Origin of the sequence: Streptomyces sp. Tu 2975 (assembly GCF_009832925.1) — a bacterium.
Lineage (GTDB): Bacteria > Actinomycetota > Actinomycetes > Streptomycetales > Streptomycetaceae > Streptomyces.
Genome location: NZ_CP047140.1, coordinates 3543784 through 3569099, shown reverse-complemented (window position 1 = coordinate 3569099; position 25316 = coordinate 3543784). Strand labels below are relative to the sequence as shown.

22 protein-coding genes are annotated in these 25316 nt (G+C 70.0%); 20 read left to right on the top strand and 2 right to left on the bottom strand.

Features of this window, described 5'->3' with window-relative positions; genetic code table 11:
• The first annotated feature begins 224 nt into the window (after window positions 1-224).
• Window positions 225-2639, top strand: a complete 2415-nt coding sequence (locus GLX30_RS15640) for a hypothetical protein (protein WP_159688770.1) — start codon at window positions 225-227, stop codon at window positions 2637-2639.
• A gap of 60 nt (window positions 2640-2699) precedes the next feature.
• Here GLX30_RS15640 and GLX30_RS15635 read toward each other — a convergent pair whose 3' ends face one another.
• Window positions 2700-3230: a GNAT family N-acetyltransferase gene (locus GLX30_RS15635; RefSeq protein WP_159688767.1), complete on the bottom strand. Its 531-nt coding sequence runs from the start codon at window positions 3228-3230 to the stop codon at window positions 2700-2702.
• 122 nt (window positions 3231-3352) lie between these two features.
• Between GLX30_RS15635 and GLX30_RS15630 the strand changes: the two genes are divergently transcribed.
• Both GLX30_RS15630 and GLX30_RS15625 read left to right on the top strand, forming a co-directional pair.
• Entirely contained in the window at window positions 3353-4639 is a 1287-nt protein-coding gene (locus GLX30_RS15630) for a geranylgeranyl reductase family protein (protein WP_159688763.1), read from the top strand.
• Window positions 4636-5190 (top strand): GNAT family protein, encoded by a 555-nt coding sequence (locus tag GLX30_RS15625; RefSeq protein WP_159688760.1) that lies wholly within the window; start codon window positions 4636-4638, stop codon window positions 5188-5190. Before GLX30_RS15630 ends, GLX30_RS15625 begins: the two co-directional genes overlap by 4 nt.
• A gap of 120 nt (window positions 5191-5310) precedes the next feature.
• Here the strand turns inward: GLX30_RS15625 and GLX30_RS15620 are convergent, their stop codons facing one another.
• Window positions 5311-6114, bottom strand: a complete 804-nt coding sequence (locus tag GLX30_RS15620; RefSeq protein WP_159688757.1) for a C40 family peptidase — start codon at window positions 6112-6114, stop codon at window positions 5311-5313.
• Between the two features lie 700 nt (window positions 6115-6814).
• Here GLX30_RS15620 and GLX30_RS15615 point away from each other — a divergent pair.
• The 17 genes from GLX30_RS15615 to GLX30_RS15535 all read left to right on the top strand — a co-directional run bounded on the left by GLX30_RS15615 (window position 6815) and on the right by GLX30_RS15535 (window position 25276).
• Entirely contained in the window at window positions 6815-7174 is a 360-nt protein-coding gene (locus GLX30_RS15615) for an NADH-quinone oxidoreductase subunit A (protein WP_003974383.1), read from the top strand.
• Window positions 7175-7192: 18 nt separating this feature from the next.
• Complete coding sequence (locus GLX30_RS15610) at window positions 7193-7747, top strand: NADH-quinone oxidoreductase subunit B (protein ID WP_018528252.1); 555 nt, start codon at window positions 7193-7195, stop codon at window positions 7745-7747.
• On the top strand, window positions 7744-8472 hold the full coding sequence (locus tag GLX30_RS15605) for an NADH-quinone oxidoreductase subunit C (protein WP_159688754.1): 729 nt from the start codon (window positions 7744-7746) through the stop codon (window positions 8470-8472). The genes GLX30_RS15610 and GLX30_RS15605 overlap by 4 nt, the downstream gene beginning before the upstream one ends.
• Entirely contained in the window at window positions 8469-9791 is a 1323-nt protein-coding gene (locus GLX30_RS15600; RefSeq protein ID WP_159688751.1) for an NADH-quinone oxidoreductase subunit D, read from the top strand. The genes GLX30_RS15605 and GLX30_RS15600 overlap by 4 nt, the downstream gene beginning before the upstream one ends.
• Window positions 9788-10618 carry an NADH-quinone oxidoreductase subunit NuoE gene (gene nuoE / locus GLX30_RS15595; protein WP_159688747.1) on the top strand — a complete coding sequence of 277 codons (831 nt, stop codon included), beginning with the start codon at window positions 9788-9790 and terminating at the stop codon, window positions 10616-10618. The genes GLX30_RS15600 and nuoE overlap by 4 nt, the downstream gene beginning before the upstream one ends.
• Window positions 10618-11994, top strand: a complete 1377-nt coding sequence (nuoF, locus tag GLX30_RS15590) for an NADH-quinone oxidoreductase subunit NuoF (protein WP_159688744.1) — start codon at window positions 10618-10620, stop codon at window positions 11992-11994. Before nuoE ends, nuoF begins: the two co-directional genes overlap by 1 nt.
• A complete protein-coding gene (locus GLX30_RS15585) occupies window positions 11991-14477 on the top strand; it encodes an NADH-quinone oxidoreductase subunit G (RefSeq protein ID WP_159688742.1) in 2487 nt (828 codons plus the stop codon). The genes nuoF and GLX30_RS15585 overlap by 4 nt, the downstream gene beginning before the upstream one ends.
• The gene (nuoH, locus tag GLX30_RS15580) at window positions 14474-15832 is read left to right on the top strand and encodes an NADH-quinone oxidoreductase subunit NuoH (protein ID WP_159688739.1); all 1359 of its coding nucleotides are present in this window, start codon (window positions 14474-14476) and stop codon (window positions 15830-15832) included. The genes GLX30_RS15585 and nuoH overlap by 4 nt, the downstream gene beginning before the upstream one ends.
• Window positions 15786-16487 carry an NADH-quinone oxidoreductase subunit NuoI gene (gene nuoI, locus GLX30_RS15575; RefSeq protein WP_244258165.1) on the top strand — a complete coding sequence of 234 codons (702 nt, stop codon included), beginning with the start codon at window positions 15786-15788 and terminating at the stop codon, window positions 16485-16487. The genes nuoH and nuoI overlap by 47 nt, the downstream gene beginning before the upstream one ends.
• On the top strand, window positions 16484-17323 hold the full coding sequence (locus GLX30_RS15570; RefSeq protein ID WP_159688733.1) for an NADH-quinone oxidoreductase subunit J: 840 nt from the start codon (window positions 16484-16486) through the stop codon (window positions 17321-17323). The genes nuoI and GLX30_RS15570 overlap by 4 nt, the downstream gene beginning before the upstream one ends.
• Window positions 17320-17619: an NADH-quinone oxidoreductase subunit NuoK gene (gene nuoK / locus GLX30_RS15565; protein WP_069927518.1), complete on the top strand. Its 300-nt coding sequence runs from the start codon at window positions 17320-17322 to the stop codon at window positions 17617-17619. The genes GLX30_RS15570 and nuoK overlap by 4 nt, the downstream gene beginning before the upstream one ends.
• A 15-nt stretch (window positions 17620-17634) precedes the next feature.
• Window positions 17635-19578 carry an NADH-quinone oxidoreductase subunit L gene (gene nuoL / locus GLX30_RS15560; protein ID WP_159688730.1) on the top strand — a complete coding sequence of 648 codons (1944 nt, stop codon included), beginning with the start codon at window positions 17635-17637 and terminating at the stop codon, window positions 19576-19578.
• A gap of 1 nt (window position 19579) precedes the next feature.
• Window positions 19580-21151 carry an NADH-quinone oxidoreductase subunit M gene (locus tag GLX30_RS15555; RefSeq protein WP_159688727.1) on the top strand — a complete coding sequence of 524 codons (1572 nt, stop codon included), beginning with the start codon at window positions 19580-19582 and terminating at the stop codon, window positions 21149-21151.
• Window positions 21148-22803, top strand: coding sequence for an NADH-quinone oxidoreductase subunit NuoN (gene nuoN, locus GLX30_RS15550; protein WP_159688724.1), 1656 nt, complete (start codon window positions 21148-21150; stop codon window positions 22801-22803). The genes GLX30_RS15555 and nuoN overlap by 4 nt, the downstream gene beginning before the upstream one ends.
• 191 nt (window positions 22804-22994) lie before the next feature.
• Window positions 22995-23315, top strand: coding sequence for a hypothetical protein (locus tag GLX30_RS15545; RefSeq protein WP_159688721.1), 321 nt, complete (start codon window positions 22995-22997; stop codon window positions 23313-23315).
• 97 nt (window positions 23316-23412) lie between these two features.
• The gene (locus tag GLX30_RS15540) at window positions 23413-24366 is read left to right on the top strand and encodes a helix-turn-helix domain-containing protein (RefSeq protein WP_159688718.1); all 954 of its coding nucleotides are present in this window, start codon (window positions 23413-23415) and stop codon (window positions 24364-24366) included.
• Between the two features lie 40 nt (window positions 24367-24406).
• The gene (locus GLX30_RS15535; RefSeq protein ID WP_244258164.1) at window positions 24407-25276 is read left to right on the top strand and encodes a carbohydrate-binding protein; all 870 of its coding nucleotides are present in this window, start codon (window positions 24407-24409) and stop codon (window positions 25274-25276) included.
• The last annotated feature ends 40 nt before the right edge of the window (window positions 25277-25316 follow it).

Below are 25316 nucleotides of genomic sequence, written 5' to 3'. Positions count from 1 at the left end.
TTCGGAGTCTCCCCATGGCGTCGTACTGCCTGCACTGCGGCACCCCGTTCCCGGACGAGGCGCGCTTCTGTATGAAATGCGGGAAGGAACGGCTGCCCGAAGTTCCGTCCGCGCCGGCCGGGTCGCCGGCTCCGCCGGCCCCCGCCGAGCCACCGGCCCCCGCCGCCCTGCCGGCCCCTTCGGTATCGGCCCCTTCTGCACCGGCGGCCCCGCCCGCTCCCGCTGTGCCGCCCCCGCCCGGGTACGGGCCCGGCCCCGTACAGCCGTCGCCCGTCGGTGCGTTCCTCGGACGGGCGATGCGGGGCGACTGGCTGTCGGCCGCCAAGGCCGCCGCGTGGCCGACCGGACTGCTGCTGGTGCTCTCGATCGGGCTGGCGATCCCGTCCTACGGCCAGGACGACGAGGTCTTCGTCGGCTGGAGCGAAAGGCTTCGTATCGCCCTCGCCCTGCTGCTCCAAGGCGTCGGCGGCGGCTTCGAGCTGAAGGCGGCCGGAGCGTCACCGTACGGACCGGACGGACCCGGGTTCGGCTCCGGATCGGGCTTCGGGTCCGACGGTGACGGCTCCTACGGCTCCGGCATGGACGAACTCGCGCAGGGAGCGGCGTCCCTGTCACTCGTGCCGCTGACGGTGACCGCGCTGTGGATCACCGCCCTCTGGCTGGGCGCCCGGACGCTGCGCCGTCGCGGCGAGGGCCTGGAGGCAGCGGTGCGCGTCTCCCTGCTGGTGACGGGTGCGGTACTGGTGCTCGGGCTGTTCGCCCAGCCCGAGATCCTGGGGGTGAAGGTCTCCTCCTCGCCCGTGCTCGCCGCGCTCGGCGCCCTGGTGATCTCCCTGGTGGTGACCGCCGGGGTGCTCCAGCGGGACCGGTTCGCAGCCGCGCTCGCGCAGCGTCCGGCCGCCCGGGCGGCGGTCCGCGCCACGGGCACGGCCGTCGGCGTCGTGGGCGCTGTGGTCGCGTTGTGCTCGCTGGTCGGCTTCGTGGTCTACGCCCGCACCGACGACGTGGACGGCACGGCACTGCTGCTCGCCCTGCCGATGCTGCCCAACATCGGCTTCGCCGTGCTCGGGTTGAGTTGGGGCGTGCCCGTGGAGTACAGCTTCCGGGGCAGTGTCGGCTGGGGCGACTCCGCCGTGGAGCGCGGCAGCATCGGCCTCGGGGAGATCTCCGACGAGTGGGGCGGCGGCGCGGTGGCCGGCGTCCTGGTGCTCGGCGCCGTGTGCGCGCTGGCCATCGGTCTCTGGACGGCCCGCCGCTCCATCGACCGCCGTGAGCAGCTGCTGGCAGGCGGGTTCACGCTGGCACTGCTTCTGACGTTCACCGGCGTCAGCGGCGTGACCACCGATCTCGCGGGCGCCCTGGGCGACTTCGGCGGCATGGGCACGACCGAGGTGGCCCCGAGCGTGCCGGACGCGCTGCTGTTCGGGCTCCTGTGGGTGGGCGGAGCGGTGCTGCTCGGCCCCGTGCTGCTGCGCCTCACGGGCGGCGGGCCGACGCCCCTGGGAACGGGCTCCGCCCCGCATCCGCCGGTGTGGCCCATGCCGGGGCAAGTGCCCATGGGGCACACCCCGCCGCCCTACGGGCCCGTCCCCGGCCCGGCCGGCGCGGCGCCCGTCCCCGCTGCCGAGCCAGGCCACGCCGCTCCCCTGGAGGCGACGCCGCACCCCGCCGCTCCCGTGGAGGCGACGCCGCACCCCGCCGCTCCCGTGGAGGCGACGCCGCACCCCGCCGCTCCCGCCGGCGCGGACCCGGCTGTTCTGCCGGAGACCGCAGGGGCCGTGGGGCCCGCGCCCGAGCCGGGTCCGGTTGCCTCCGTGCCCATCCCCACCGCCGTGGACGGCGGCGCAGCGGTACACATGCCCGCACCGTACGTGCCGCAGCCGCCGCTTCCCGGCGCGTACGACGAGCCCGCCGCCGACGGGGCCGACAAGCGCCGGGTCCTGGTGTGGACGGCGACCCTCACCGCCGCGTTCGTCATCGGCGGCGGCGCGACCGCGGGCGTGCTGATGCTCCAGGACCGGGACGACCGGGCCGATCCGTCGATCGAGATCGCCGGGACGCCCGACGGCGACGCGAAGGGCTCCGCCTCGCCCTCGCCGACCCCGCCACCTCCGGCGGCGTCCCCCACGCCGACCACGACGCCGTCCCCGAGCGCGACGGGGCCGTCGCCCGGCGCGGACCCGGTGCTCCCGGCCGGCTTCGTGCTGAAGCGGGATCCCGCCGGGTTCACCGTCGGCGTGATGGAGGGGTGGTCACGCCGGCAGGCGGGCAGCCAGGTCTTCTACGAGGCGCCCACCGGCGGCGACTACCTCCAGATCGGCATCGTCAGGAACACGCCGATGAGTTCGTACGACAACTTCACCGGCCTGGAGCAGAAGCATCTGGCCAAGGCCGGGAGCGACTACGAGCGGCTCCGCCTGGAGGAGAACACCTACCAGGACCGTCCGGGCGCGATCTGGGAGTTCACGCACGTACCCGAGCCCGACGAGAGCGACCTGCGGCGTCATGTGATCGACCAGGCCTTCGTCGCCGCCGACGGGACCGAGTACGCGATTCTTGCCGCCGGACGCGCCGACGCCTGGGATCCCGCCAAGGACGTCGTGTTCTCCACCGCCATCAGCACGTTCACGGTCGGCTGAGCCCGCCTCCGCGGTCCCGGCACCCCGCAGGCCACTGCCCTTTGAGCGCCCCGCCGGCGCTCAGGGGCGGCCGGGGCCGCCGAGCTCCAGCCGGAAGCAGTAGCCGCTCTGCCGGGACACCGGGGTCGTGAAGGTCTCCGCGAGCTCCATGCCGAGCCGCCTCGTCACCGCGATGGACCGCTCGTTGCGGGAGTTCACCATCGCCACGACCCGCTCCACCCCCGCCGCCCGTACCCGCTCCAGCGTGGTGCGGGCGGCGGCCGTCGCGTAGCCTCGGCCCCAGGCGGAACGGGCCAACCGCCAGCCGATCTCGATCTCGCCGACAGGGCCGAAGTCCTCGTGCGGCCAGGGCTGGGCGCCCGTGAAACCGACGACCTCGCCGTCCTCGTCGAGCATCGTCCAGAGGCAGAACCCGTGCTCGGCGTCGTGTCTGCGCTGCCGGGCCGTCAGCTCCTCGTACACGGACAGCTCGGCCGCCCTTCCGCCGTGGAACTCCATGACCTCCGGGTCGTCGAAGACCCGGTGCCAGATGACGGCGTCCTCGTCCGTGGGCACCCGGAGCTGTATGACGGGGAGCGGCCTGCTGCTCATAGACGGAGCCCTTCGGTCGGTTGATCGGTACGCCACCTTAGACTGCACAAGACTGCACAGGTCCTGTGCCGTTCGGTACGCAAATATCGGAATGCCCCATCGAATACTCGGGAGAAGCCGCCGTGACCGAAGCCCTCACCGAGCACACTGCCGATGTGATCGTCGTCGGGGCAGGCCCGGCCGGCTCCACCACCGCGTACTACCTGGCCAAGGCCGGGCTGGACGTGCTGCTGCTGGAGAAGACCGCCTTCCCGCGCGAGAAGGTCTGCGGCGACGGCCTCACCCCGCGCGCCACCAAGCAGCTGGTCTCCATGGGGATCGACATCTCCGAAGAGGCGGGCTGGCTGCGGAACAAGGGCCTGCGGATCATCGGCGGCGGTGTGCGTCTCCAGCTCGACTGGCCCGAGCTCGCCTCGTACCCGGACTACGGACTGGTCCGCAAGCGCGACGACTTCGACGAGCAGCTGGCCCGCCAGGCCCAGAAGGCGGGCGCGCGGCTGTACGAGCGCTGCAACGTCGGCGCCCCCGTCATCGACGACCGCACCGGCCGGATCACCGGCGTGCACGCCAAGCTCGGCGAGGAGAAGACCCCGGTCACCTTCCACGCCCCGCTGGTGGTCGCCGCCGACGGCAACTCCTCCCGGATCTCGCTCGCGATGGGCCTGCACCGCCGCGAGGACCGCCCGATGGGCGTGGCGGTCCGTACGTACTTCACCTCACCGCGTCACGACGACGACTACCTCGAGTCGTGGCTGGAGCTGTGGGACCGGCGCGGTCCGGGCGAGGACCGGCTCCTGCCCGGCTACGGCTGGATCTTCGGCATGGGCGACGGCACGTCCAACGTGGGTCTCGGCGTCCTGAACACCTCGGCGTCCTTCAAGGAACTGGACTGGCGCGAGGTCCTGAAGGCCTGGTGCGCCTCGATGCCGGAGGACTGGGGCTACACCGACGAGAACATGACGGGCCCGATCAGGGGCGCGGCCCTGCCGATGGCGTTCAACCGCCAGCCGCACTACACCAAGGGCCTGCTGCTGGTCGGTGACGCGGGCGGTCTGGTCAACCCGTTCAACGGCGAGGGCATCGCCTACGCGATGGAGTCCGGCCAGATCGCGGCCGACGTCATCGTCCAGGCGCACGCCCGGCAGACCCCGGCCCAGCGCGAACTGGCGCTGCACCGCTACCCCAAGGTCCTCAAGGACACGTACGGCGGCTACTACACGCTGGGCCGCGCGTTCGTGAAGCTGATCGGCAACCCGAAGGTCATGAAGATCGCGACGCAGCGCGGTCTGACCCACCCGCTGCTGATGAAGTTCACCCTGAAGATGCTGGCGAACCTGACCGACCCGTCGGGCGGCGACGCCATGGACCGCATCATCAACGGCCTGTCGAAGGTCGCTCCGAAGGCGTGAGCACCGCGGTGCTGCCCGACGGCACGGTGCTGCGGACGGCGACGCCCGCCGACGCGGAGGCGCTGTGCGCGGCGTACGTGGACAACCGTGAGCACCTGGCTCCCTGGGAGCCGCGTCGCGACGAACGCTTCTTCACCGTCGAGGGACAGGCCGGCCGCCTCGCCGAACGGCTCCGTGAGTACGGGGCCGGCCGCATGGTGCCCTGGCTGCTCGTCGCGGGTGACGGACGCGTCGTCGGGACGATCACGCTCTCGGGCATCACCCTCGGCCCCTTCCGCAGCGCCTACCTCGGCTACTGGACGGCGGCCGACCACCAGGGCAGGGGCCTGGCGACGGCGGCCGTGGAGGCGGTGTGCGGCATCGTTGCCGGCGAGCTGGGGCTGCACAGGATCGAAGCCACCACACTGGTGGACAACCTGCGTTCGCAGCGCGTGCTCGAGCGGTGCGGCTTCGAGCCCATCGGCACGGCGCCGCGCTATCTGCACATCGACGGCCGGTGGCGCGACCACCGGCTGTTCCAGCGCATCCTGCACGACGTCCCGCCCGCTTGAGCCGCGCCGCCTGCTTGAGGCCGCGCCGGCCGCGTCACCGGTGGCGACCGGGCACGGGCACGCCGAAGGGCCGCCGCCCCCTCCAAGGGAACGACGGCCCTTCCAGGCACTGCGGGAACGTCAGAGGACGCGCACCGCGCCGCTCGCCGGGTAGCCGGACAGGTCCTGGATGACGACGCCCTTGCCGGGGTTCGCGGCGTCCAGGTACTGGCCGTCACCGATGTAGACGCCCGTGTGGTACGCGGAACCGGCGCCGCCCCAGTAAAGGATGTCGCCCACCTGAAGGTTGGACGTGCCGACCTGGGTGCCGGCCAGCGACTGGTCCTGGGAGACACGCGGCAGGTCGATGCCGACGGTGCGGTACGCGGCCTGGACCAGGCTGGAGCAGTCCCAGGCGTTGGGGCCGGTGGCGCCCATGATGTACGCGTCGCCGAGCTGCGCCTTGAGGAAGGCGACCACGGCGGCGGCGCTGCCCGTGGCGGTGCCGGTGGAGGCGGAGGCGGAGAGCGTGGTGCGCTCGGAGTCGCGGGACGCGCGCTCCTGGGCGGCGGCCTCTGCGCGCTTGCGCGCCTCTTCCTTCTCCTTGGCCTCGGCCGCGCGGTCCGCCTCGGCCTTGGCCTTCTCGGCGGCCTTCGCGGCCTTGGCCGCGGCGGCCTCTTCCTGGGCCTGCAACTGCGCCTGGAGCTCGAGGTCGAGGGCGACCTGCTGGGTGGCCTCCGCGGACTGGGCGACCGCGGCCAGCGAGTCTGCGGTGAGCAAGGGCATCTCGATGGTCTCGGTCACCGGCTCGGCGTTCGCCGGCCCGGCAGCACCGGCCACCGCGATGGTGCTGAGGAAGCCACCGGCAACTCCGGCCCGTATCGCCATCTTCGAGGCGCTGCGGCGGGGCTTCCGGTGGCTGGGTATGTGAGCGGTGTGGGACATGAGTACAACCGCTATCAGGGCAGGACGGTTCCCTTCAAGAAACGTGTGATGCGCCACAGTTGCGACCGGAACCTCTGAATCCGCCTCGCATGGACCCTTATTGACGCCGTAACGGGCAAACCGGTCACTCGTGATCACAGCTGTGATCATGGGCTTTCCGTAAAAGGTCCGAATTGCCGCGGGCTTACCACCGCTTTACGTCGATGGCCAAGCCCGCTTTTGTTGAACTCTTGAGTGAGTGGCGCAGGTCACAGAATGGTGAACGTCCGCGCGCTCGGCAGGTCGTGGACCGGCGCTCCGGTCCACCGTGATCCGTCCGATCCCACTGCCGGGTGACCCGGCGGTCCAATATCACCCGATGCGGTCCATCTCGAATTTGCGTGCACCCATCACCGCTTGATAGGGCACCTCCCTCCGACCAGCGGCAACAGCTCCAGATGTCACGTCTGGTGATCACCCGGGAGCTTCGCGTACGAAGATCACCGCTCATCCGGCTTCATGATCCTTCGTCGGGTGGTGGAGATCACAAACTCGATGCCCGACCCCGTGTCGCAGATCACAGACCGACAGGCATAGGATGCGGGTTCCGGGCTTGTGAACTGCCTCACATGTGCACGATCTTCAGCACGGTTTTCGAGGCGGCGAGCTGATCGCCCGGGTGCGGTCCAACGGTCAAGGACGACTGGAAGGAGCGGGGAGGGTGAATGCTTACGCGCCCATCCTTGTGCTCGGCGCCCTCGGGGCAGGGTTTGCGATCTTCTCCGTGGTCATGGCCACGCTTATCGGCCCCAAGCGGTACAACCGGGCAAAGCTCGAAGCGTACGAGTGCGGCATCGAGCCCACACCTACGCCCGCCGGAGGCGGACGCTTTCCGATCAAGTACTACCTGACGGCGATGCTCTTCATCATTTTCGACATCGAGATCGTCTTCCTCTATCCCTGGGCCGTCACCTTCGACGCCCTGGGGATCTTCGGGCTCGTGGAGATGCTGCTCTTCGTGCTCACCGTCTTCGTCGCCTACGCGTATGTATGGCGGCGCGGCGGCCTGGAATGGGACTGAGGGGCTGAGGGGCACACCATGGGACTCGAAGAGAAGCTGCCGAGCGGTTTCCTGCTGACCACCGTCGAACAGGCCGCGGGCTGGGTGCGCAAGTCATCCGTCTTTCCCGCGACGTTCGGTCTGGCCTGCTGCGCCATCGAGATGATGACGACCGGCGCCGGGCGGTACGACCTGGCGCGTTTCGGTATGGAGGTCTTCCGCGGATCACCGCGCCAGGCCGACCTGATGATCGTGGCCGGCCGGGTGAGCCAGAAGATGGCGCCCGTCCTGCGCCAGGTCTATGACCAGATGCCCAACCCCAAGTGGGTCATCTCCATGGGCGTTTGCGCATCATCGGGCGGAATGTTCAACAATTACGCGATTGTGCAGGGCGTTGATCATATTGTCCCCGTTGACATCTATCTGCCCGGTTGCCCCCCGCGCCCCGAGATGCTGATGGACGCGATCCTCAAGCTCCACCAGAAGATCCAGAGTTCCAAGCTCGGTGTGAACGCGGAGGAAGCGGCCCGCGAGGCGGAGGAGGCGGCCCTCAAGGCGCTCCCGACCATCGAGATGAAGGGGCTGCTGCGATGACGGACCAGCCGAATCCCGAGAAGGACCTCTCCGCGCAGAACCTTCCCGGCCAGCGCGGCGAGCACGGCGAGGAGATCCGCGTCCAGCGTGGCATGTTCGGCGCCGACAACGGAGGGGACACGTCCGGCTACGGAGGGCTCGTCCGCTCCGTACGGCTGCCCGGGCCGGCCGCCCGCCCGTACGGCGGCTGGTTCGACGAGGTGGCCGACGAGCTCGAGGGCGCACTCGAGGAGCAGGGCATCGTCCCCGAGAACGCCATCGAGAAGACCGTCGTCGACCGCGGCGAACTGACCTTCCACATCGCACGCGAACACCTGCTGCACGTGGCGAAGACGCTGCGTGACGACCCGGCGCTGCGCTTCGAGCTCTGCACCGGGGTCAGCGGCGTGCACTACCTCGAGGACAAGGGCAGGGAGCTGCACGCGGTCTACCACCTGCGCTCGCTCACCCACGGCCGGCTGATCCGGCTCGAGGTCTCGGCCCCGGACCGCGACCCGCACGTCCCGTCGCTGGTGTCGGTGTATCCGACCAACGACTGGCACGAGCGCGAGACCTACGACTTCTTCGGGCTCGTCTTCGACGGTCACCCCGCCCTCACCCGGATCATGATGCCGGACGACTGGCAGGGCTTCCCGCAGCGCAAGGACTATCCGCTCGGCGGCATCGCCGTCGAGTACAAGGGCGCCCAGATCCCGGCTCCGGACCAGCGGAGGTCGTACTCGTGACTACACCGTCTGCACACGCACGCGAAACCACCGAAGGCCCCGTCTACACGGTCACCGGTGGCGACTGGGACGAGGTCGTCCGGTCCACGGCCAAGGCCGACGACGAGCGCATCGTCGTCAACATGGGCCCGCAGCACCCCTCGACGCACGGAGTGCTCCGCCTGATCCTCGAGATCGACGGCGAGACGGTCACCGAGGCCCGCTGCGGCATCGGCTACCTCCACACCGGCATCGAGAAGAACCTCGAGTACCGGACGTGGACGCAGGGCACCACCTTCGTGACGCGCATGGACTACCTGACGCCGTTCTTCAACGAGACGGCGTACTGCCTCGGCGTGGAGCGGCTGCTCGGCATCGACGACCAGATCCCCGACCGGGCGACCGTCATCCGCGTCCTGCTGATGGAGCTCAACCGCCTCTCCTCGCATCTGGTGTGCATCGCCACCGGCGGTATGGAGCTCGGCGCCACCACGATCATGATCTACGGATTCCGTGATCGTGAACTGATTCTCGACATCTACGAGCTGATCACCGGCCTGCGCATGAACCACGCGTACATCAGGCCCGGCGGACTCGCCCAGGACCTGCCCCCCGGCGCGGTCGACCAGCTCCGCGAGTTCGTGAAGACGATGAAGAAGAACCTGCCGGAGTACGACAAGCTCGCCACCGGCAACCCGATCTTCAAGGCCCGTATGCAGGACGTCGGGTACCTGGACCTGACCGGCTGCATGGCGCTCGGCGCGACCGGACCGATCCTGCGCTCGACGGGCCTCGCCCACGACCTGCGCAAGACCGACCCCTACTGCGGCTACGAGACGTACGACTTCGACGTACCGACCGCCGACACCTGCGACTCCTACGGCCGCTTCCTCATCCGCCTCGAGGAGATGCGGCAGTCGCTGCGGATCGTCGAGCAGTGCCTGGACCGGCTCGAGCCGGGCCCGGTGATGGTCGCCGACAAGAAGATCGCCTGGCCGGCGCAGCTCGCGCTCGGCCCCGACGGCCTCGGCAACTCCCTGGACCACATCAAGAAGATCATGGGCACCTCGATGGAGGCCCTGATCCACCACTTCAAGCTGGTGACCGAGGGCTTCAGGGTGCCGGCCGGACAGGCGTACGCCGCGGTCGAGTCACCGAAGGGCGAACTCGGCGTCCATGTCGTCTCCGACGGCGGGACCCGGCCCTTCCGGGTCCACTTCCGGGACCCGTCGTTCACCAACCTTCAGGCCATGGCGGCCATGTGCGAGGGCGGCCAGGTGGCCGACGTCATCGTCGCCGTCGCGTCCATCGACCCCGTGATGGGAGGCGTCGACCGATGACGGACGTATCGCTGGGCATGCCGCAACTGCCCGCACCGGACTATCCGGCCGATGTGCGCGCGCGGCTCGAGGCGGACGCGAAGGAGATCATCGCCCGCTACCCCGGCAGCCGGTCCGCCCTGCTGCCGCTGCTGCACCTGGTGCAGTCGGAGGAGGGCCATGTCTCCCGCACCGGCATGCGGTTCTGCGCCGAGATGCTGGACCTGACCACGGCCGAGGTCACCGCGGTCGCCACCTTCTACTCGATGTACCGGCGCAAGCCGTCCGGCGACTACCAGGTCGGCGTCTGCACCAACACGCTCTGCGCGGTGATGGGCGGCGACGCGATCTTCGAGGAGCTGAAGGAGCACCTCGGCGTCGGCAACAACGAGACGACCGACGACGGCAAGATCACCCTCGAGCACATCGAGTGCAACGCGGCCTGCGACTTCGCGCCCGTGGTGATGGTCAACTGGGAGTTCTTCGACAACCAGACGCCCGAGTCCGCCAAGCAACTCGTCGACGACCTGCGCGCCGGCGAGCAGGTGGTCCCCACCCGTGGCGCGCCGCTGTGCACCTACAAGGAGACGGCCCGCATCCTGGCCGGCTTCCCCGACCAGCGGCCCGGCGCGGTGGAGGCCGGCGGCGGCGCGGGACCCGCGTCGCTCATCGGACTCAAGCTCGCCAAGGGCGAGGCCGCTCCCGCGCGTGTGGTCCACCCGCGCGGCGAGTACCCCAAGGACCGTCCGCAGGCCGGATCCGAGCACCTCAGCTCGCACGACGCACCGCAGAAGACTTCGGCATCCGACCCGGACAACCCGGCCGGACCTGTCGCGGAGGGTGAGTGATGACCTTGTCCACCGAGCACGGCGGCGGCTCCCGGCCGGAGGTCGGGGGAGAGAGCAGCCCTGAAAAGCTCCTCTCCCCGGTCCTGTCGGCCTTCTGGGACGACCCGCAGTCGTGGACGCTCGCGACCTACCGCAGGCACGACGGCTACGAGGGCCTGCGCAAGGCGCTCGCCATGTCGCCCGACGACCTGATCGCCTACGTCAAGGACGCCGGTCTGCGCGGCCGCGGCGGCGCCGGCTTCCCCACCGGCATGAAGTGGCAGTTCATTCCGCAGGGGGACGGCAAGCCGCACTATCTCGTCGTCAACGCCGACGAGTCGGAGCCCGGAACCTGCAAGGACATCCCCCTTCTCTTCGCCAACCCGCACTCCCTCATCGAGGGAATCGTGATCGCCTGCTATGCGATCCGCTCCAGCCACGCCTTCATCTATCTGCGCGGCGAGGTCGTCCCCGTCCTGCGGCGGCTGCACGAGGCCGTGCGCGAGGCGTACGAGGCGGGATTCCTCGGCAAGAACATCCTCGGCAGCGGCCTCGACCTCGAACTCACCGTGCACGCGGGCGCCGGCGCCTACATCTGCGGTGAGGAGACCGCGCTGCTCGACTCCCTGGAAGGCCGCCGCGGTCAGCCCCGGCTGCGGCCGCCCTTCCCCGCGGTCGCCGGCCTGTACGCCTGCCCCACCGTGGTGAACAACGTCGAGTCCATCGCGTCGGTTCCCGCGATCCTCCACAAGGGCAAGGACTGGTTCAGGTCCATGGGCAGCGAGAAGTCCCCGGGCTTCACGCTGTACTCGCTCAGCGGTCATGTCGCGGGCCCCGGCCAGTACGAGGCACCGCTCGGCATCACCCTGCGCCAGCTGCTCGACATGAGCGGCGGCATGCGGCCCGGCCACCGGCTGAAGTTCTGGACACCCGGCGGCTCCTCGACGCCGATGTTCACCGACGAGCACCTCGACGTCCCGCTGGACTACGAGGGCGTGGGCGCCGCCGGTTCGATGCTCGGCACCAAGGCGCTCCAGTGCTTCGACGAGACGACCTGCGTGGTGCGGGCCGTCACCCGCTGGACCGAGTTCTACGCGCACGAGTCCTGCGGCAAGTGCACACCGTGCCGCGAAGGGACGTACTGGCTCGTCCAGTTGCTCCGCGACATCGAGGCCGGCAACGGCGTCATGTCGGACCTCGACAAGCTGAACGACATCGCCGACAACATCAACGGCAAGTCGTTCTGCGCCCTCGGCGACGGCGCCGCCTCGCCGATCTTCTCCTCGCTCAAGTACTTCCGCGACGAGTACGAGCAGCACATCACGCAGGGCGGTTGCCCCTTCGACCCTGCCAGGTCGACGGCCTGGGCGGACAAGCACATGGAGGTGAACGCATGACGGTCACGACGTCTGCCCCCTCCGGGGGCTCCGAGGCCCCGGTCCCGCCCGAGGACCTCGTGACGCTGACCATCGACGGCATCGAGATCTCCGTTCCCAAGGGGACGCTGGTCATCCGGGCCGCCGAACTCCTCGGCATCGAGATCCCGCGCTTCTGCGACCACCCGCTCCTCGACCCGGCCGGCGCCTGCCGCCAGTGCATCGTCGAGGTGGAGGGCCAGCGCAAGCCGATGGCCTCCTGCACCATCACCTGCACCGACGGCATGGTCGTCAGGTCGCAGCTCACCTCGCCCGTCGCCGAAAAGGCGCAGAAGGGCGTGATGGAGCTGCTGCTGATCAACCATCCGCTGGACTGCCCGGTCTGCGACAAGGGCGGCGAGTGCCCCCTGCAGAACCAGGCCGTCTCGCACGGCCAGGCCGAATCGCGGTTCGAGGGCAAGAAGCGCACCTTCGAGAAGCCGGTCCCGCTCTCCACACAGGTGCTGCTCGACCGTGAGCGGTGCGTGCTCTGCGCCCGCTGCACCCGCTTCTCCAACCAGGTGGCGGGCGACCCGATGATCGAGCTGCTGGAGCGCGGCGCGCTCCAGCAGGTCGGCACCGGTGAGGGCGACCCGTTCGAGTCGTACTTCTCCGGGAACACCATCCAGATCTGCCCGGTGGGCGCGCTGACCTCGGCCGCCTACCGCTTCCGCTCCCGCCCCTTCGACCTGGTGTCCTCGCCGAGCGTGTGCGAGCACTGTGCGGGAGGCTGCGCCACCCGCACCGACCACCGCCGCGGCAAGGTCATGCGGCGCCTCGCCGCGGAGGACCCGGAGGTCAACGAGGAGTGGCTGTGCGACAAGGGCCGCTTCGGCTTCCGCTACGCCCAGCAGCGTGACCGGCTCACCACGCCCCTCGTCCGCAACGAGCAGGGTGTGCTGGAGCCGGCGAGCTGGCCGGAGGCGCTGGAGGCCGCGGCCCGCGGTCTCGTCAAGGGCCGCACCGGTGTCCTGACCGGCGGCCGGCTGACCGTCGAGGACGCCTACGCGTACGCCAAGTTCGCCCGCGTCGCGCTCGACACCAACGACATCGACTTCCGTGCGCGGGCGCACTCCGCGGAAGAGGCCGACTTCCTCGCTGCGCGGGTCGCGGGGCAGGGCAGGGACCTGTCCGGTACCGGAGTCACCTACACGGCGCTGGAGAAGGCCCCGGCGGTGCTGCTCGCGGGCTTCGAGTCGGAGGAGGAGGCCCCCGGCGTCTTCCTGCGGCTGCGCAAGGCCCACCGCAAGCACGGACAACGCGCCTTCTCCCTCGCCACGCACACCACGCGCGGCCTCGAGAAGGCGGGTGGGACCCTGCTGCCCGCGGCGCCCGGCACCGAGGCCGAGTGGCTGAACGCCCTTACCTCGGGCACCGGCCTCGACGAGGCCGGCACCAAGGCGGCGGAGGCGCTGCGCGCCGAGGGCGCGGTGATCGTGGTCGGCGAACGGCTCGCGGCGGTGCCCGGCGGTCTCAGCGCCGCCGTACGCGCCTCGGCCGCGACCGGCGCACAGCTGGTGTGGATCCCGCGCCGCGCGGGAGAGCGGGGCGCCGTGGAGGCGGGCGCGCTGCCGTCGCTGCTGCCGGGCGGCCGCCCCGCGACCGACCCGAGGGCCCGTACGGAGACCGCGGAGGTCTGGCGGGTACGTGAACTGCCGCACCGCTACGGCCGCGACACCGGCCAGATCGTCGAGGCCGCGGCCACCGGCGAACTGGGCGCGCTGCTCGTCGCGGGCGTCGAGGTCGCGGACCTCCCCGACCCGGCGCGGGCGCGGGAGGCGCTCGACGCGGTCGGGTTCCTCGTGTCCCTGGAGATCCGTCCCAGCGAGGTCACAGAACGGGCGGACGTCGTCTTCCCGGTCGCGGCCGTCGCGGAGAAGCCCGGCACCTTCCTCAACTGGGAAGGCCGGGCCCGGATGTTCGAGGCGGCGCTCAAGCCCGAGCAGATGACCCGGACCCTCGCGCCGACCGACGCACGGGTGCTGCACATGCTGGCCGACGCGCTCGACGTGCCCTTCGGCCTGCCGGACCTCCGGTCCGTACGCACCGAACTGGACCGGCTCGGCAGCTGGGACGGCCCCCGGGCGACCGAGCCGTCGCAGAGCGCCGCACCGCTGCCCCGGCCGGGTGCCGGCGAGGCGGTCCTCGCCGGGCACCGGCTCCTGCTCGACCAGGGTCTGCTCCAGCAGGGCGACGAGGCGCTGGCCGGCACCCGGCACGCCGCGGTCGCCAGGCTGTCGGCGGCCACGGCGGCGGAGACCGGCGTCAAGGACGGCGACGAGCTGGAGGTCCGCGGACCGGCCGGCTCCGTACGGCTGCCGCTCCAGGTGAGCGAGATGCCCGATCGGGTGGTGTGGCTGCCGATGAACTCCGTCGGCGGCGGCGTCACCACGGACACCGGGGCGCGCCCCGGCGAGCTGGTCCGTATCGCGGCGGCGACGGGCGCGACGGAGGTGGAGGCATGACCGTCCTGGCATTGGAAGACCTGTCGATGTTCGGACGCGACCCCTGGTGGCTCGTCCTCATCAAGGCCGTGTTCTGCTTCGCGTTCCTGATGGTGACCGTGCTCTTCTCCATCGTGTGGGAGCGCAAGGTCGTCGCCTGGATGCAGCTGCGCATCGGCCCGAACCGGCACGGCCCCTGGGGCATGCTCCAGTCGCTCGCCGACGGCATCAAGCTGATGCTGAAGGAAGACGTCATCGTCAAGCGGGCCGACAAGGTCGTCTACGTCCTGGCGCCGATCGTGGCCGCGATCCCCGCGTTCATGGCGATCGCCGTGATCCCCTTCGGCCCGTCCGGCAACGAGGTCTCGATCTTCGGCCAGCGCACCACGATGCAGCTGACCGACCTGCCGATCGCGATGCTCTACATCCTCGCGGTCGCATCCGTCGGCATCTACGGCATCGTGCTCGCCGGCTGGTCCTCCGGCTCGACCTACCCGCTGCTCGGCGGTCTCCGCTCCTGCGCGCAGATGATCTCGTACGAGATCGCGATGGGCGCGGCGTTCGCCTCCGTCTTCCTCTACTCCGGGTCGATGTCGACCTCGGCGATCGTGGAGGCGCAGGCCGACCGCTGGTTCATCATCCTGCTGCCGGTCTCCTTCATCATCTACGTCGTCACGATGGTCGGTGAGACCAACCGTGCTCCGTTCGACATGCCGGAGTCCGAGGGCGACCTGGTCGGCGGTTTCAACACCGAGTACAGCTCCATCAAGTTCGCGATGTTCATGCTGGCCGAGTACGTCAACATGGTCACCGTCTCCGCCGTCTCCGTGACGCTCTTCCTGGGCGGCTGGCGGGCGCCGTACCCGATCTCCACCTTCTGGGAGGGCGCGAACCACGGCTGGTGGCCGATGCTCTGGTTCGTCCTCAAGGTCCAGCTGCTGCTGTTCTTCTTCATCTGGCTGCGCGGCACGCTGCCCCGGGTCCGCTACGACCAGCTGATGAAGCTCGGCTGGAAGGTCCTGATCCCGGTCTCCGTGGTCTGGCTGATGCTGGTGGCGACCGTGCGCGCGCTGCGCAACGAGAACTACGACTTCCAGCAGATCGTGCTGTACGTCGGCGGCGCGGTGATCGCGGTGCTGCTGCTCTCCTTCGTCGCCGACATCTTCCGCGGCCGCAAGGAGAAGGCCGAAGAGGCTGCCGAGCCGCCCGCGGCCTTCGACCCGATGGCGGGCGGCTTCCCCGTACCGCCGCTGCCCGGCCAGGAGTTGCCGCCGGTGCCGCGCAGGCGGCCCCGGCACGAGCGCGAGCTGATCGTCAGTGGCGGCCCCAATGACAGTGATGGTCCTCGGGACGGAAAGGAGGCTGACGGTGTCTGAGGAATCAAAGCGCGAGGAATCCGGTGGCAAGGAATCCGAGAGCACGTTCCTGAATCCGGTTGCCGGCTTCGGCGTGACCTTCAAGGCCATGTTCAAGAAGCGGCTGACCGAGCAGTACCCGGAGCAGCAGAAGGTCACGGCGCCGCGCTTCCACGGCCGGCACCAGCTCAACCGTCATCCGGACGGACTCGAGAAGTGCGTCGGGTGCGAGTTGTGCGCCTGGGCCTGCCCGGCGGACGCGATCTATGTGGAGGGCGCGGACAACACCGAGGAGGAGCGCTACTCCCCTGGTGAGCGGTACGGCCGCGTCTACCAGATCAACTACGCCCGCTGCATCCTGTGCGGTCTGTGCATCGAGGCATGTCCGACCCGCGCCCTGACGATGACGAACGAGTTCGAACTCGCCGACTCGAGCCGCGAGAACCTCATCTACACCAAGGAGCAGCTGCTCGCCGGTCTGGAAGAGGGCATGGTCGACTCGCCGCACGTGATCTACCCCGGCATGGACGAACAGGACTACTACCGGGGCCTGGTCACCGAGGCCGCCCCCGGCACGGTCCAGCAGGCCGCCGTCTCCAAGGACCAGCCGCCGCAGGAGGGCGAGTCGAGCTTCGGCGAGGACGAGCCCGCCTCGAAGAAGGTGATCGGCGCATGAACACGCTCGCCGCATCCGTCACCTCCACCGGCGAGGCCGTCCAGTTCTGGGTCCTCGGCACGATCGCCGTGATCGGGGCGCTCTGCACGATCCTGATGAAGCGCGCCGTGCACAGTGCCCTGTGCCTGGCCGGCACGATGATCATCCTCGCGGTGTTCTACCTGGCCAACGGCGCGTACTTCCTGGGCGTCGTCCAGATCGTCGTCTACACCGGCGCGATCATGATGCTGTTCCTCTTCGTCGTCATGCTGGTCGGCGTCACAGCCGCCGACTCGCTCAAGGAGACGCTGAAGGGACAGCGCTGGCTCGCCGCGGCCTGCGGCCTCGGCTTCGGCATCCTGCTGATCGCCGGCATCGGCAATGCCTCCCTGAAGAACTTCAACGGGCTGGGCGCCGCCAACTCCGCGCACGGCGGGAACGTCGAGGGCCTCGCGGCGCTCATCTTCACCAAGTACGTCTTCGCCTTCGAGATCACCGGCGCGCTGCTGATCACCGCGGCCGTCGGCGCGATGGTGCTCACCCACCGGGAGCGCACCGAGCGGGCCAAGACCCAGCGCGAACTCGCCGAGCAGCGCGTACGCGAAGGCAAGCATCTGCCCCCGCTGCCCGCGCCCGGTGTCTACGCCAGGCACAACGCGGTGGACATCGCCGGTCTGCTGCCGGACGGCACCCCGTCCGAGCTCACCGTCAACAGGACGCTGCGCGACCGCGGTCAGATCCGGGACGTCTCCACGGAGGCGCTCGACGACCTCAAGGCCCTGGAGCAGCGCTCCGAGCAGCGCCTCGGACGTGACAAGGACGCCCGGGACCGGGACGGACAGGAGGCCAAGCGGTGAATCCGGTCAACTACCTCTATCTCGCCGCCCTGCTGTTCACCATCGGTGCGGCGGGTGTCCTGATCCGGCGGAACGCGATCGTGGTGTTCATGTGCGTCGAGCTGATGCTCAACGCCTGCAACCTCGCGTTCGTCGCCTTCTCCCGTATGCACGGCAATCTCGACGGCCAGATCATCGCGTTCTTCACGATGGTCGTCGCCGCGGCGGAGGTCGTGGTCGGGCTCGCGATCATCGTGTCGCTGTTCCGCTCCCGCCACTCGGCCTCGGTCGACGACGCCAGCCTGATGAAGCTGTAAGGGGTCGGAAGAATCGTGGAGAACCTGATTGCGCTGCTCGTCGCGGCGCCTCTGCTCGGAGCGGCGGTCCTGCTGTGCGGCGGGCGCCGCCTCGACCGGACCGGCCACTGGCTGGGCACCCTGCTCGCCGCCGCGTCCTTCGTCGTCGGTGCGGTGCTGTTCGTCGACATGCTCGGCAAGGGCGGGGAGGAACGCGCCCTGCACCAGAAGTTGTTCAGCTGGGTCCCCGTCGAGGGCTTCCAGGCGGACATCGCCTTCCAGCTCGACCAGCTGTCGATGACCTTCGTCCTGCTGATCACCGGTGTGGGCACCCTGATCCACATCTACTCGATCGGTTACATGGAGCACGACGAGCGGCGCCGCCGCTTCTTCGGCTACCTGAACCTGTTCCTCGCGGCGATGCTCCTGCTGGTCCTCGCCGACAACTACCTGCTGCTGTACATGGGCTGGGAGGGCGTCGGTCTCGCGTCCTACCTGCTCATCGGTTTCTGGCAGCACAAGCCGAGCGCGGCGACCGCGGCGAAGAAGGCGTTCCTCGTCAACCGCGTCGGCGACATGGGCCTGTCGATCGCGATCATGCTGATGTTCACCACCTTCGGCACCTTCGCGTTCGGCCCGGTGCTGGGGGCGACCGGGGAGACCAGCGAGGGCATGCTGACGGCGATCGGCCTGATGCTGCTGCTCGCCGCGTGCGGCAAGTCGGCCCAGGTGCCGCTGCAGTCCTGGCTCGGGGACGCGATGGAGGGCCCGACCCCCGTCTCCGCCCTGATCCACGCGGCCACCATGGTCACCGCCGGTGTCTACCTCATCGTCCGCTCCGGCGCGATCTTCAACGCCGCCCCGGACGCCCAGCTCGCCGTCGTCATCGTCGGCGCGGTCACGCTGCTCTTCGGTGCGATCGTCGGTTGCGCGAAGGACGACATCAAGAAGGCGCTGGCCGGTTCGACGATGTCGCAGATCGGCTACATGGTGCTCGCGGCCGGCCTCGGCCCGATCGGTTACGCCTTCGCGATCATGCACCTGGTGACGCACGGCTTCTTCAAGGCCGGGCTCTTCCTCGGTGCCGGCTCGGTCATGCACGGCATGAACGACGAGGTGGACATGAGGAGGTACGGCGGTCTTCGGAAGTACATGCCGATCACCTTCGTCACGTTCGGTCTCGGCTACCTGGCGATCATCGGCTTCCCCGGCCTGTCCGGCTTCTGGTCCAAGGACAAGATCATCGAGGCGGCGTTCGCCTACGACGACGGGATCCGCGGCTGGATCTTCGGTGGGGTCGCGCTGCTCGGCGCGGGCATCACCGCGTTCTACATGACGCGCGTGATGATCATGACCTTCTTCGGTGAGAAGCGCTGGCAGCCGGCGCCCGACCCGGAGAAGGACGCGAGCGTCGAGCCGGGCGTCGAGGTGACCCCCGGTGAGATGCCGCACCCGCACGAGTCGCCCAAGTCGATGACGATCCCCATGATCGTGCTCGCCTTCGGGTCGGTCTTCGCCGGAGCGTTCTTCTCCATCGGCGACCGGTTCGCCAACTGGCTGGCCCCGGTCACCGAGTTCGAGCACCCGCACCCGGTGATCAGCGTCCCGGCCATCACGACCGCGACCATGGTCGTCCTGCTGGCCGGCGCTCTGATCGCCTACCTGATGTACGGGCGCCGGCCGGTGCCGGTCACCGCACCGCGCGGCTCGCTGCTCACCCGGGCCGCCCGCCGTGACCTGCTCCAGGACGACTTCAACCACGTGGTCCTGGTCCGCGGCGGCGAGCACCTCACCCGGTCCCTGGTCTACGTCGACCACAGCCTGGTCGACGGAGTGGTGAACGGCACGGCCGCCTCGTTCGGCGGGCTCTCCGGCCGGCTGCGCAAGCTGCAGAACGGCTACGCCCGCAGCTACGCGGTCTCGATGTTCGGCGGTACGGCGATCCTGATCGCCGCGACCCTGCTGATGAGGGCGGTCTGACATGTCCTTCCCGATCCTGACGGCCACGGCGGTGCTCCCGGCGGTGGGCGCCATCGTCACCGCCGCCGTCCCCGCCGCGCGCAGGACCGTCGCCAAATGGGTGGCCCTGCTCTTCTCGCTCGCCACGCTGGTCATGGCCGCGATCGTGCTCGTACGGTTCGAGCCCGGCGGTGACCGGTACCAGCTCACCGAATCACACGCCTGGATCGCCGACTTCGGCGTCCGCTACGAACTCGGCGTGGACGGCATCGGGGTCGTGATGGTGGCGCTCACCGCGCTGCTGATCCCGTTCGTCATCCTCGCGGGCTGGCACGACGCCGACCCCCTGGAGAGCAAGTCGTCACGCTGGCGGCCCACTCAGGGCTTCTTCGCCCTGATCCTCATGGTCGAGGCGATGGTGGTCCTGTCCTTCGAGGCCACCGACGTCTTCCTCTTCTACATCCTGTTCGAAGCCATGCTCATCCCGATGTACTTCCTCATCGGCGGCTTCGGCGATCGCGCCCACTCCGGCACCGACGAGAACGCCGCCGCCCAGCGGTCGTACGCGGCGGTCAAGTTCCTGCTGTACAACCTGGCCGGCGGCCTGATCATGCTCGCCGCCGTCATCGGGTTGTACGTGGTGGCGGGCAGCTTCTCCCTCTCCGAGATCGCGGAGGCCAGGGCGAGCGGCTCGCTGGAGATGGCGACCACCACCGAACGGCTGCTGTTCCTCGGCTTCTTCTTCGCCTTCGCGATCAAGGCGCCGCTGTGGCCGCTGCACACCTGGCTTCCGAACGCCATGGGCGAGGCGACGGCCCCCGTCGCCGTGCTCATCACGGCGGTCGTCGACAAGGTCGGCACCTTCGCGATGCTGCGGTTCTGTCTCCAGCTCTTCCCGGAGGCGTCGAAGTGGGCGACCCCGGCGATCATCGTGCTGGCGCTGGTCAGCATCGTCTACGGCGCGCTGCTCGCGGTCGGCCAGCGCGACATCAAGCGCCTGATCGCCTACGCGTCGGTCTCGCACTTCGGCTTCATCATCCTCGGCATCTTCGCCATGACCAGCCAGGGCCAGTCGGGCGCGACGCTCTACATGGTCAACCACGGCCTGTCCACGGCGGCGCTGATGCTGGTGGCCGGCTTCCTCATCTCGCGGCGCGGTTCGCGGCTCATCGCCGACTACGGCGGTGTGCAGAAGGTCGCCCCGGTGCTCGCCGGCACGTTCCTGATCGGCGGGCTGGCCACGCTCTCGCTGCCGGGACTCGCACCGTTCGTCAGTGAATTCCTGGTCCTGGTCGGCACGTTCGCCGCCTATCCGGTGGCCGGGATCATCGCGACCTTCGGCATCGTGCTCGCCGCGCTCTACACCCTCGTCCTCTACCAGCGGACGATGACCGGCCCGGTGAAGGCCGAGGTGCGCACGATGCCGGACCTCAGGGTGCGTGAACTGGCGGTGGTCGCCCCGCTGATCGCCCTGCTGCTCTTCCTCGGCGTCTTCCCGAAGCCGCTGACGGAGATCATCGACCCGGCCGTGGAGCACACGATGTCCGACGTACAGAAGCAGGACCCCCGGCCCGATGTGGAGGCGGCCAAGTGAGCGCTACAGCTGTCCACAGCCTGTGGACAACGGCGGCGGAGGTCGAGCCCCTCGGCAAGATCCCCACGCCCCACATCGAGTACGCACAACTGGCGCCCGCGCTGATCGTCGTCGGCGCGGCCGTCCTGGGCATCCTGGTGGAGGCGTTCGTCCCGCGCAGGGCCCGCTACTACACCCAGCTGTTCCTCACGACCGTCGCGCTCGCGGCCGCCTTCGCGGCGGTCGTCGGGCTCGCCGCGGGCGGGTACGGCACCACCGAGAAGCAGATCGCGGCGATGGGCGCCATCGCCGTCGACGGCCCGGCGCTGTTCCTTCAGGGCACCATCCTGCTGGCCTCGTTGGTGTCGGTGTTCACCTTCGCCGAACGCCGGCTCGACCCGGCGGCGCACGGCAACCGCATCGACTCGTTCGCCGCGGAGGCCGCCGCCGTACCGGGCAGCGAGCACGAGAAGGCCGCGGTCAAGGCGGGGTTCACCACCACAGAGGTGTTCCCGCTCGTGCTGTTCGCGATCACCGGCATGCTGGTCTTCCCGGCCGCCAACGATCTGCTGACGCTGTTCATCGCCCTCGAGGTGTTCTCCCTCCCGCTGTACCTCCTGTGCGCCGTGGCCCGCCGCAAGCGGCTCATGTCGCAGGAGGCGGCGGTGAAGTACTTCCTGCTGGGCGCGTTCTCCTCCGCGTTCCTGCTCTTCGGCATCGCTCTGGTCTACGGCTACGCGGGCTCCGTCTCGTACGGCCGGATCGCGGACGTCGTCGAGGGCAGCGTGCGCACCATCGACCCGGCGCTCGCCGACACCATGGGCAACGACGCGCTGCTGCTGATCGGCGGCGCGCTGATCCTGATGGGCCTGCTGTTCAAGGTCGGTGCGGTGCCGTTCCACATGTGGACGCCGGACGTCTACCAGGGCGCGCCGACCCCGGTCACCGGCTTCATGGCCGCGGCCACCAAGGTCGCCGCCTTCGGTGCGCTGCTGCGGCTGCTGTACGTGGTGCTGCCGGGCCTCGCCTGGGACTGGCAGCCGGTCATGTGGGCGATCGCCATCGTCACCATGCTCGGCGGTGCGATCGTCGCGATCACGCAGACCGACATCAAGCGGCTGCTGGCGTACTCGTCGATCGCCCACGCCGGTTTCATCCTCGCCGGTGTCATCGCCACGACTCCCGAGGGCATCTCGTCCGTCCTCTTCTACCTGCTGGCCTACTCCTTCGTGACGATCGGCGCGTTCGCGGTCGTCACCCTGGTCCGTGACGCGGGCGGCGAGGCCACGCACCTGTCCAAGTGGGCGGGGCTGGGGCGGCGTTCACCGCTGGTGGCCGCCGTCTTCGCGGTGTTCCTGCTGGCCTTCGCGGGCATTCCGCTGACCTCCGGTTTCGCGGGCAAGTTCGCGGTCTTCAAGGCGGCGGCGGAGGGCGGCGCCGGGGCGCTGGTCGTGGTCGGTGTGATCTCGTCGGCGATCGCCGCGTTCTTCTACATCCGGGTCATCGTGCTGATGTTCTTCAGCGAGCCGAAGCCTGAGGGCCCGACGGTGGCGGTGCCGTCGCCGCTGACGATGACGACGATCGGGGTCGGCGTTGCGGTCACGCTCGTCCTCGGTCTCGCCCCGCAGTACTTCCTGGATCTGGCGAGCCAGGCGGGCGTGTTCGTCCGCTGACGGGCGGCACAGCGAGAAGGTCCGGCGTCTCCTCGGGGGAGAGGCCGGACCTTCGGCGTGTTCGGGGAGGGGATCAGCACCCCGCGCACGTGTGAACGAATCACCTCGTGTTGACTTCCTGCGCAACCGCCGGGCGCCCGACCAGCGTCCGGTGCCGTCGATCGATGACCGATACGAACCAGGGGGAACCAATGAGCGGCCGCAACACTCCGCAGGACCCGAACACTTCGCAGGGGACGGCGAATGCGCCGGAAGGAGCCAGGAGCGCCGGCTCCTGGCCACTGGTGCTGCTCCTGCCGTCGATGCTGCTGCTCAGGTTCCTCGGTGAGCACTCGTGGGCGTACTGGACCGCCGCCGTGCTCGGCGTCCCGGGCCTCGTGGCGGCCGCCGTCGCCCTCACCGGGTGCCTCCGGAACCTGGTGCGCGGGCACCGGCCGTGGAATGCCGCCGGTGCCGGTCTGCTGCTGATCGGAGCCTCCTTCGTCGTCGTCGTCCGACTCGTCGAGAGGTAGGGGTCCGCACGCCCTGTTCCGCGGCCGGGCCCGGCGTGCCATGGTGATCGCGATTGGTCTGGACCTGTCAGCAGTCGCGAGCGAGAGGAGCAGGACCATGCGCGGTACGACGGTGTCACCCGGGGCGACGCCCTGCCGGGCCCCACAAGAGGGCGTGCTGCCCGTGCACCGCCTCGAGGTGCCGATGCCCAACGCCATGCCGTTCGCCATCGGCACCTTCGACACCATCGGCCCGATGTCCCGGGCAGACTTCCCGCACCGCCACACCTTCTACGAGATCGTCCATGTCACCGCCGGGACCGGGGCCCATGTGGTCGACCTCGCCCGCTGGGAACTGCGGCCGCCCCACCTCGGCGTCATCGCACCGGGCCAGGTGCACCACTGGGAGGGGGCGGCCGGGCGGGAGGGCTCCGTCGTACTGTTCACGGAGGACTTCCTGCTCGACCATCCCGGTGACCGGGAACTGCTGCGGCGCCTGGGGGAGCAGCCCTGGCGGGACCTGGATGAGGCGACCCACGATCGGACCGCCCGGCTCGTCGCCGACCTCGACGACGAGTACCGCACCGGAGCCGACGGATTCGCGACCGTGCTGCGGGCCCTGCTGCACATCCTCGTCGTCCGGGCCGCGCGTCTTCCCGAGCCGGCGGCCGCGCGGCCCCTCACCCGGCCCGGCGCGGTGGCGGAGGAGTTCGTCGCGCTGATCGCCCGCAACGACCCCGGCCTGTGGTCGGTGCATGCGTGTGCCGAGCGCATCGGGGTGAGCGGCGGGTATCTCACGGAGGCGGTCAAGGCGGCCACCGGCAGCACCCCCGGCCGGCTGGTCCGTGAGGCCAAGGTCCACGAGGCGAAACGGCTGCTGGCCAGGACCCGTCTCACGGTGCGGCAGGTGGCCGGCCGCGTCGGCTTCACCGATCCGGCGTACTTCTGCCGCTTCTTCAAGAGGGAGACAGGGGTGAGCCCCGGTGACTTCCGGCGCGGCAGGGACGTCGGAGGAGGTAATCACCACGACCACCGGCTCCCGTCCATCGTCCGGCCGCAGCCGCCTGCGTAGTTTCGTTGCCGATCCCCCACGCCCCCACGAAGGAGCAAGCATGGACGGCGCCACCGGCACGACCGGAGAACACCCCGAGGACATCACCACAGAAGACTCACCGGCCCGGCACCCGAGCCGCAAGACGGTGCTGCGCGCGGCGCTCGCCGCGTCCGTGGCGGCGCCGATCGGCCTCATGGGCGTGCCGGCGTCGGCACGCACCGCGTCGGCGACCGGCGAGGCCCCCGCCCTCACTCCGGAGTGCGACGACGGCGACGACCCGACGCCGCCGCAGATGGAGGGCCCCTACTTCAAGCCCAGCTCGCCGAGGCGGTCCTCACTGCTGGAGCCAGGCACCCCGGGCTCGCGGCTGACCGTGACCGGCCATGTCTTCGGGCTGGCCTGCCTCCCGCTGAGCGGCGTCCTGCTCGACTTCTGGCAGGCCGACGTCAACGGCGCCTACGACAACGTGGGCTTCCGCTTCCGTGGGCACCAGTTCACCGACGCCCGGGGCGTGTTCTCCCTCACCACGATCGTGCCGGGCCTGTACCCGGGCCGCACCCGGCACCTCCACGTCAAGGTGCAGGCCCCCGGCCGCCCCGTACTGACCACCCAGCTCTATTTCCCGAACGAGCCCCGCAACACCACCGACGCGCTGTTCGACCCGCGGCTGCTGATGACCGTGCGCGACAGCGGCGGCGCGCGGGAGGCGGCCTTCGACTTCGTGCTGAACGTGCCGCAGACCCCGGGCCCGGGCCCCACCGAGGGGCCGACCACACCTCCGCCCGGCGGCACATGGGCCGCGGGCACGACGTACGCGCCGGGTGCCCGCGTGACCTATGGAGGCGTCACCTACGTGTGTCTCCAGGGGCACGCGGCCCAGCCCGGCTGGGAGCCACCGTCGGTCCCGGCGCTCTGGCGGGCCGAGTGACCACGGCGGGGCGCGGCTGAGGGGACCGCGCGAAGGCCCG

Coding starts and splice junctions, on each gene's coding strand:
- GLX30_RS15635 (WP_159688767.1), bottom strand. CDS start 3,230: ATGAGCAGCAGGCCGCTCCCCGTCATACAGCTCCGGGTGCCCACGGAC.
- GLX30_RS15620 (WP_159688757.1), bottom strand. CDS start 6,114: ATGTCCCACACCGCTCACATACCCAGCCACCGGAAGCCCCGCCGCAGC.
- GLX30_RS15610 (WP_018528252.1), top strand. CDS start 7,193: ATGGGACTCGAAGAGAAGCTGCCGAGCGGTTTCCTGCTGACCACCGTC.
- GLX30_RS15605 (WP_159688754.1), top strand. CDS start 7,744: ATGACGGACCAGCCGAATCCCGAGAAGGACCTCTCCGCGCAGAACCTT.
- nuoE (WP_159688747.1), top strand. CDS start 9,788: ATGACGGACGTATCGCTGGGCATGCCGCAACTGCCCGCACCGGACTAT.
- nuoF (WP_159688744.1), top strand. CDS start 10,618: ATGACCTTGTCCACCGAGCACGGCGGCGGCTCCCGGCCGGAGGTCGGG.
- GLX30_RS15585 (WP_159688742.1), top strand. CDS start 11,991: ATGACGGTCACGACGTCTGCCCCCTCCGGGGGCTCCGAGGCCCCGGTC.
- nuoH (WP_159688739.1), top strand. CDS start 14,474: ATGACCGTCCTGGCATTGGAAGACCTGTCGATGTTCGGACGCGACCCC.
- nuoI (WP_244258165.1), top strand. CDS start 15,786: ATGACAGTGATGGTCCTCGGGACGGAAAGGAGGCTGACGGTGTCTGAG.
- GLX30_RS15570 (WP_159688733.1), top strand. CDS start 16,484: ATGAACACGCTCGCCGCATCCGTCACCTCCACCGGCGAGGCCGTCCAG.
- GLX30_RS15555 (WP_159688727.1), top strand. CDS start 19,580: ATGTCCTTCCCGATCCTGACGGCCACGGCGGTGCTCCCGGCGGTGGGC.
- GLX30_RS15545 (WP_159688721.1), top strand. CDS start 22,995: ATGAGCGGCCGCAACACTCCGCAGGACCCGAACACTTCGCAGGGGACG.
- GLX30_RS15540 (WP_159688718.1), top strand. CDS start 23,413: ATGCGCGGTACGACGGTGTCACCCGGGGCGACGCCCTGCCGGGCCCCA.
- GLX30_RS15535 (WP_244258164.1), top strand. CDS start 24,407: ATGGACGGCGCCACCGGCACGACCGGAGAACACCCCGAGGACATCACC.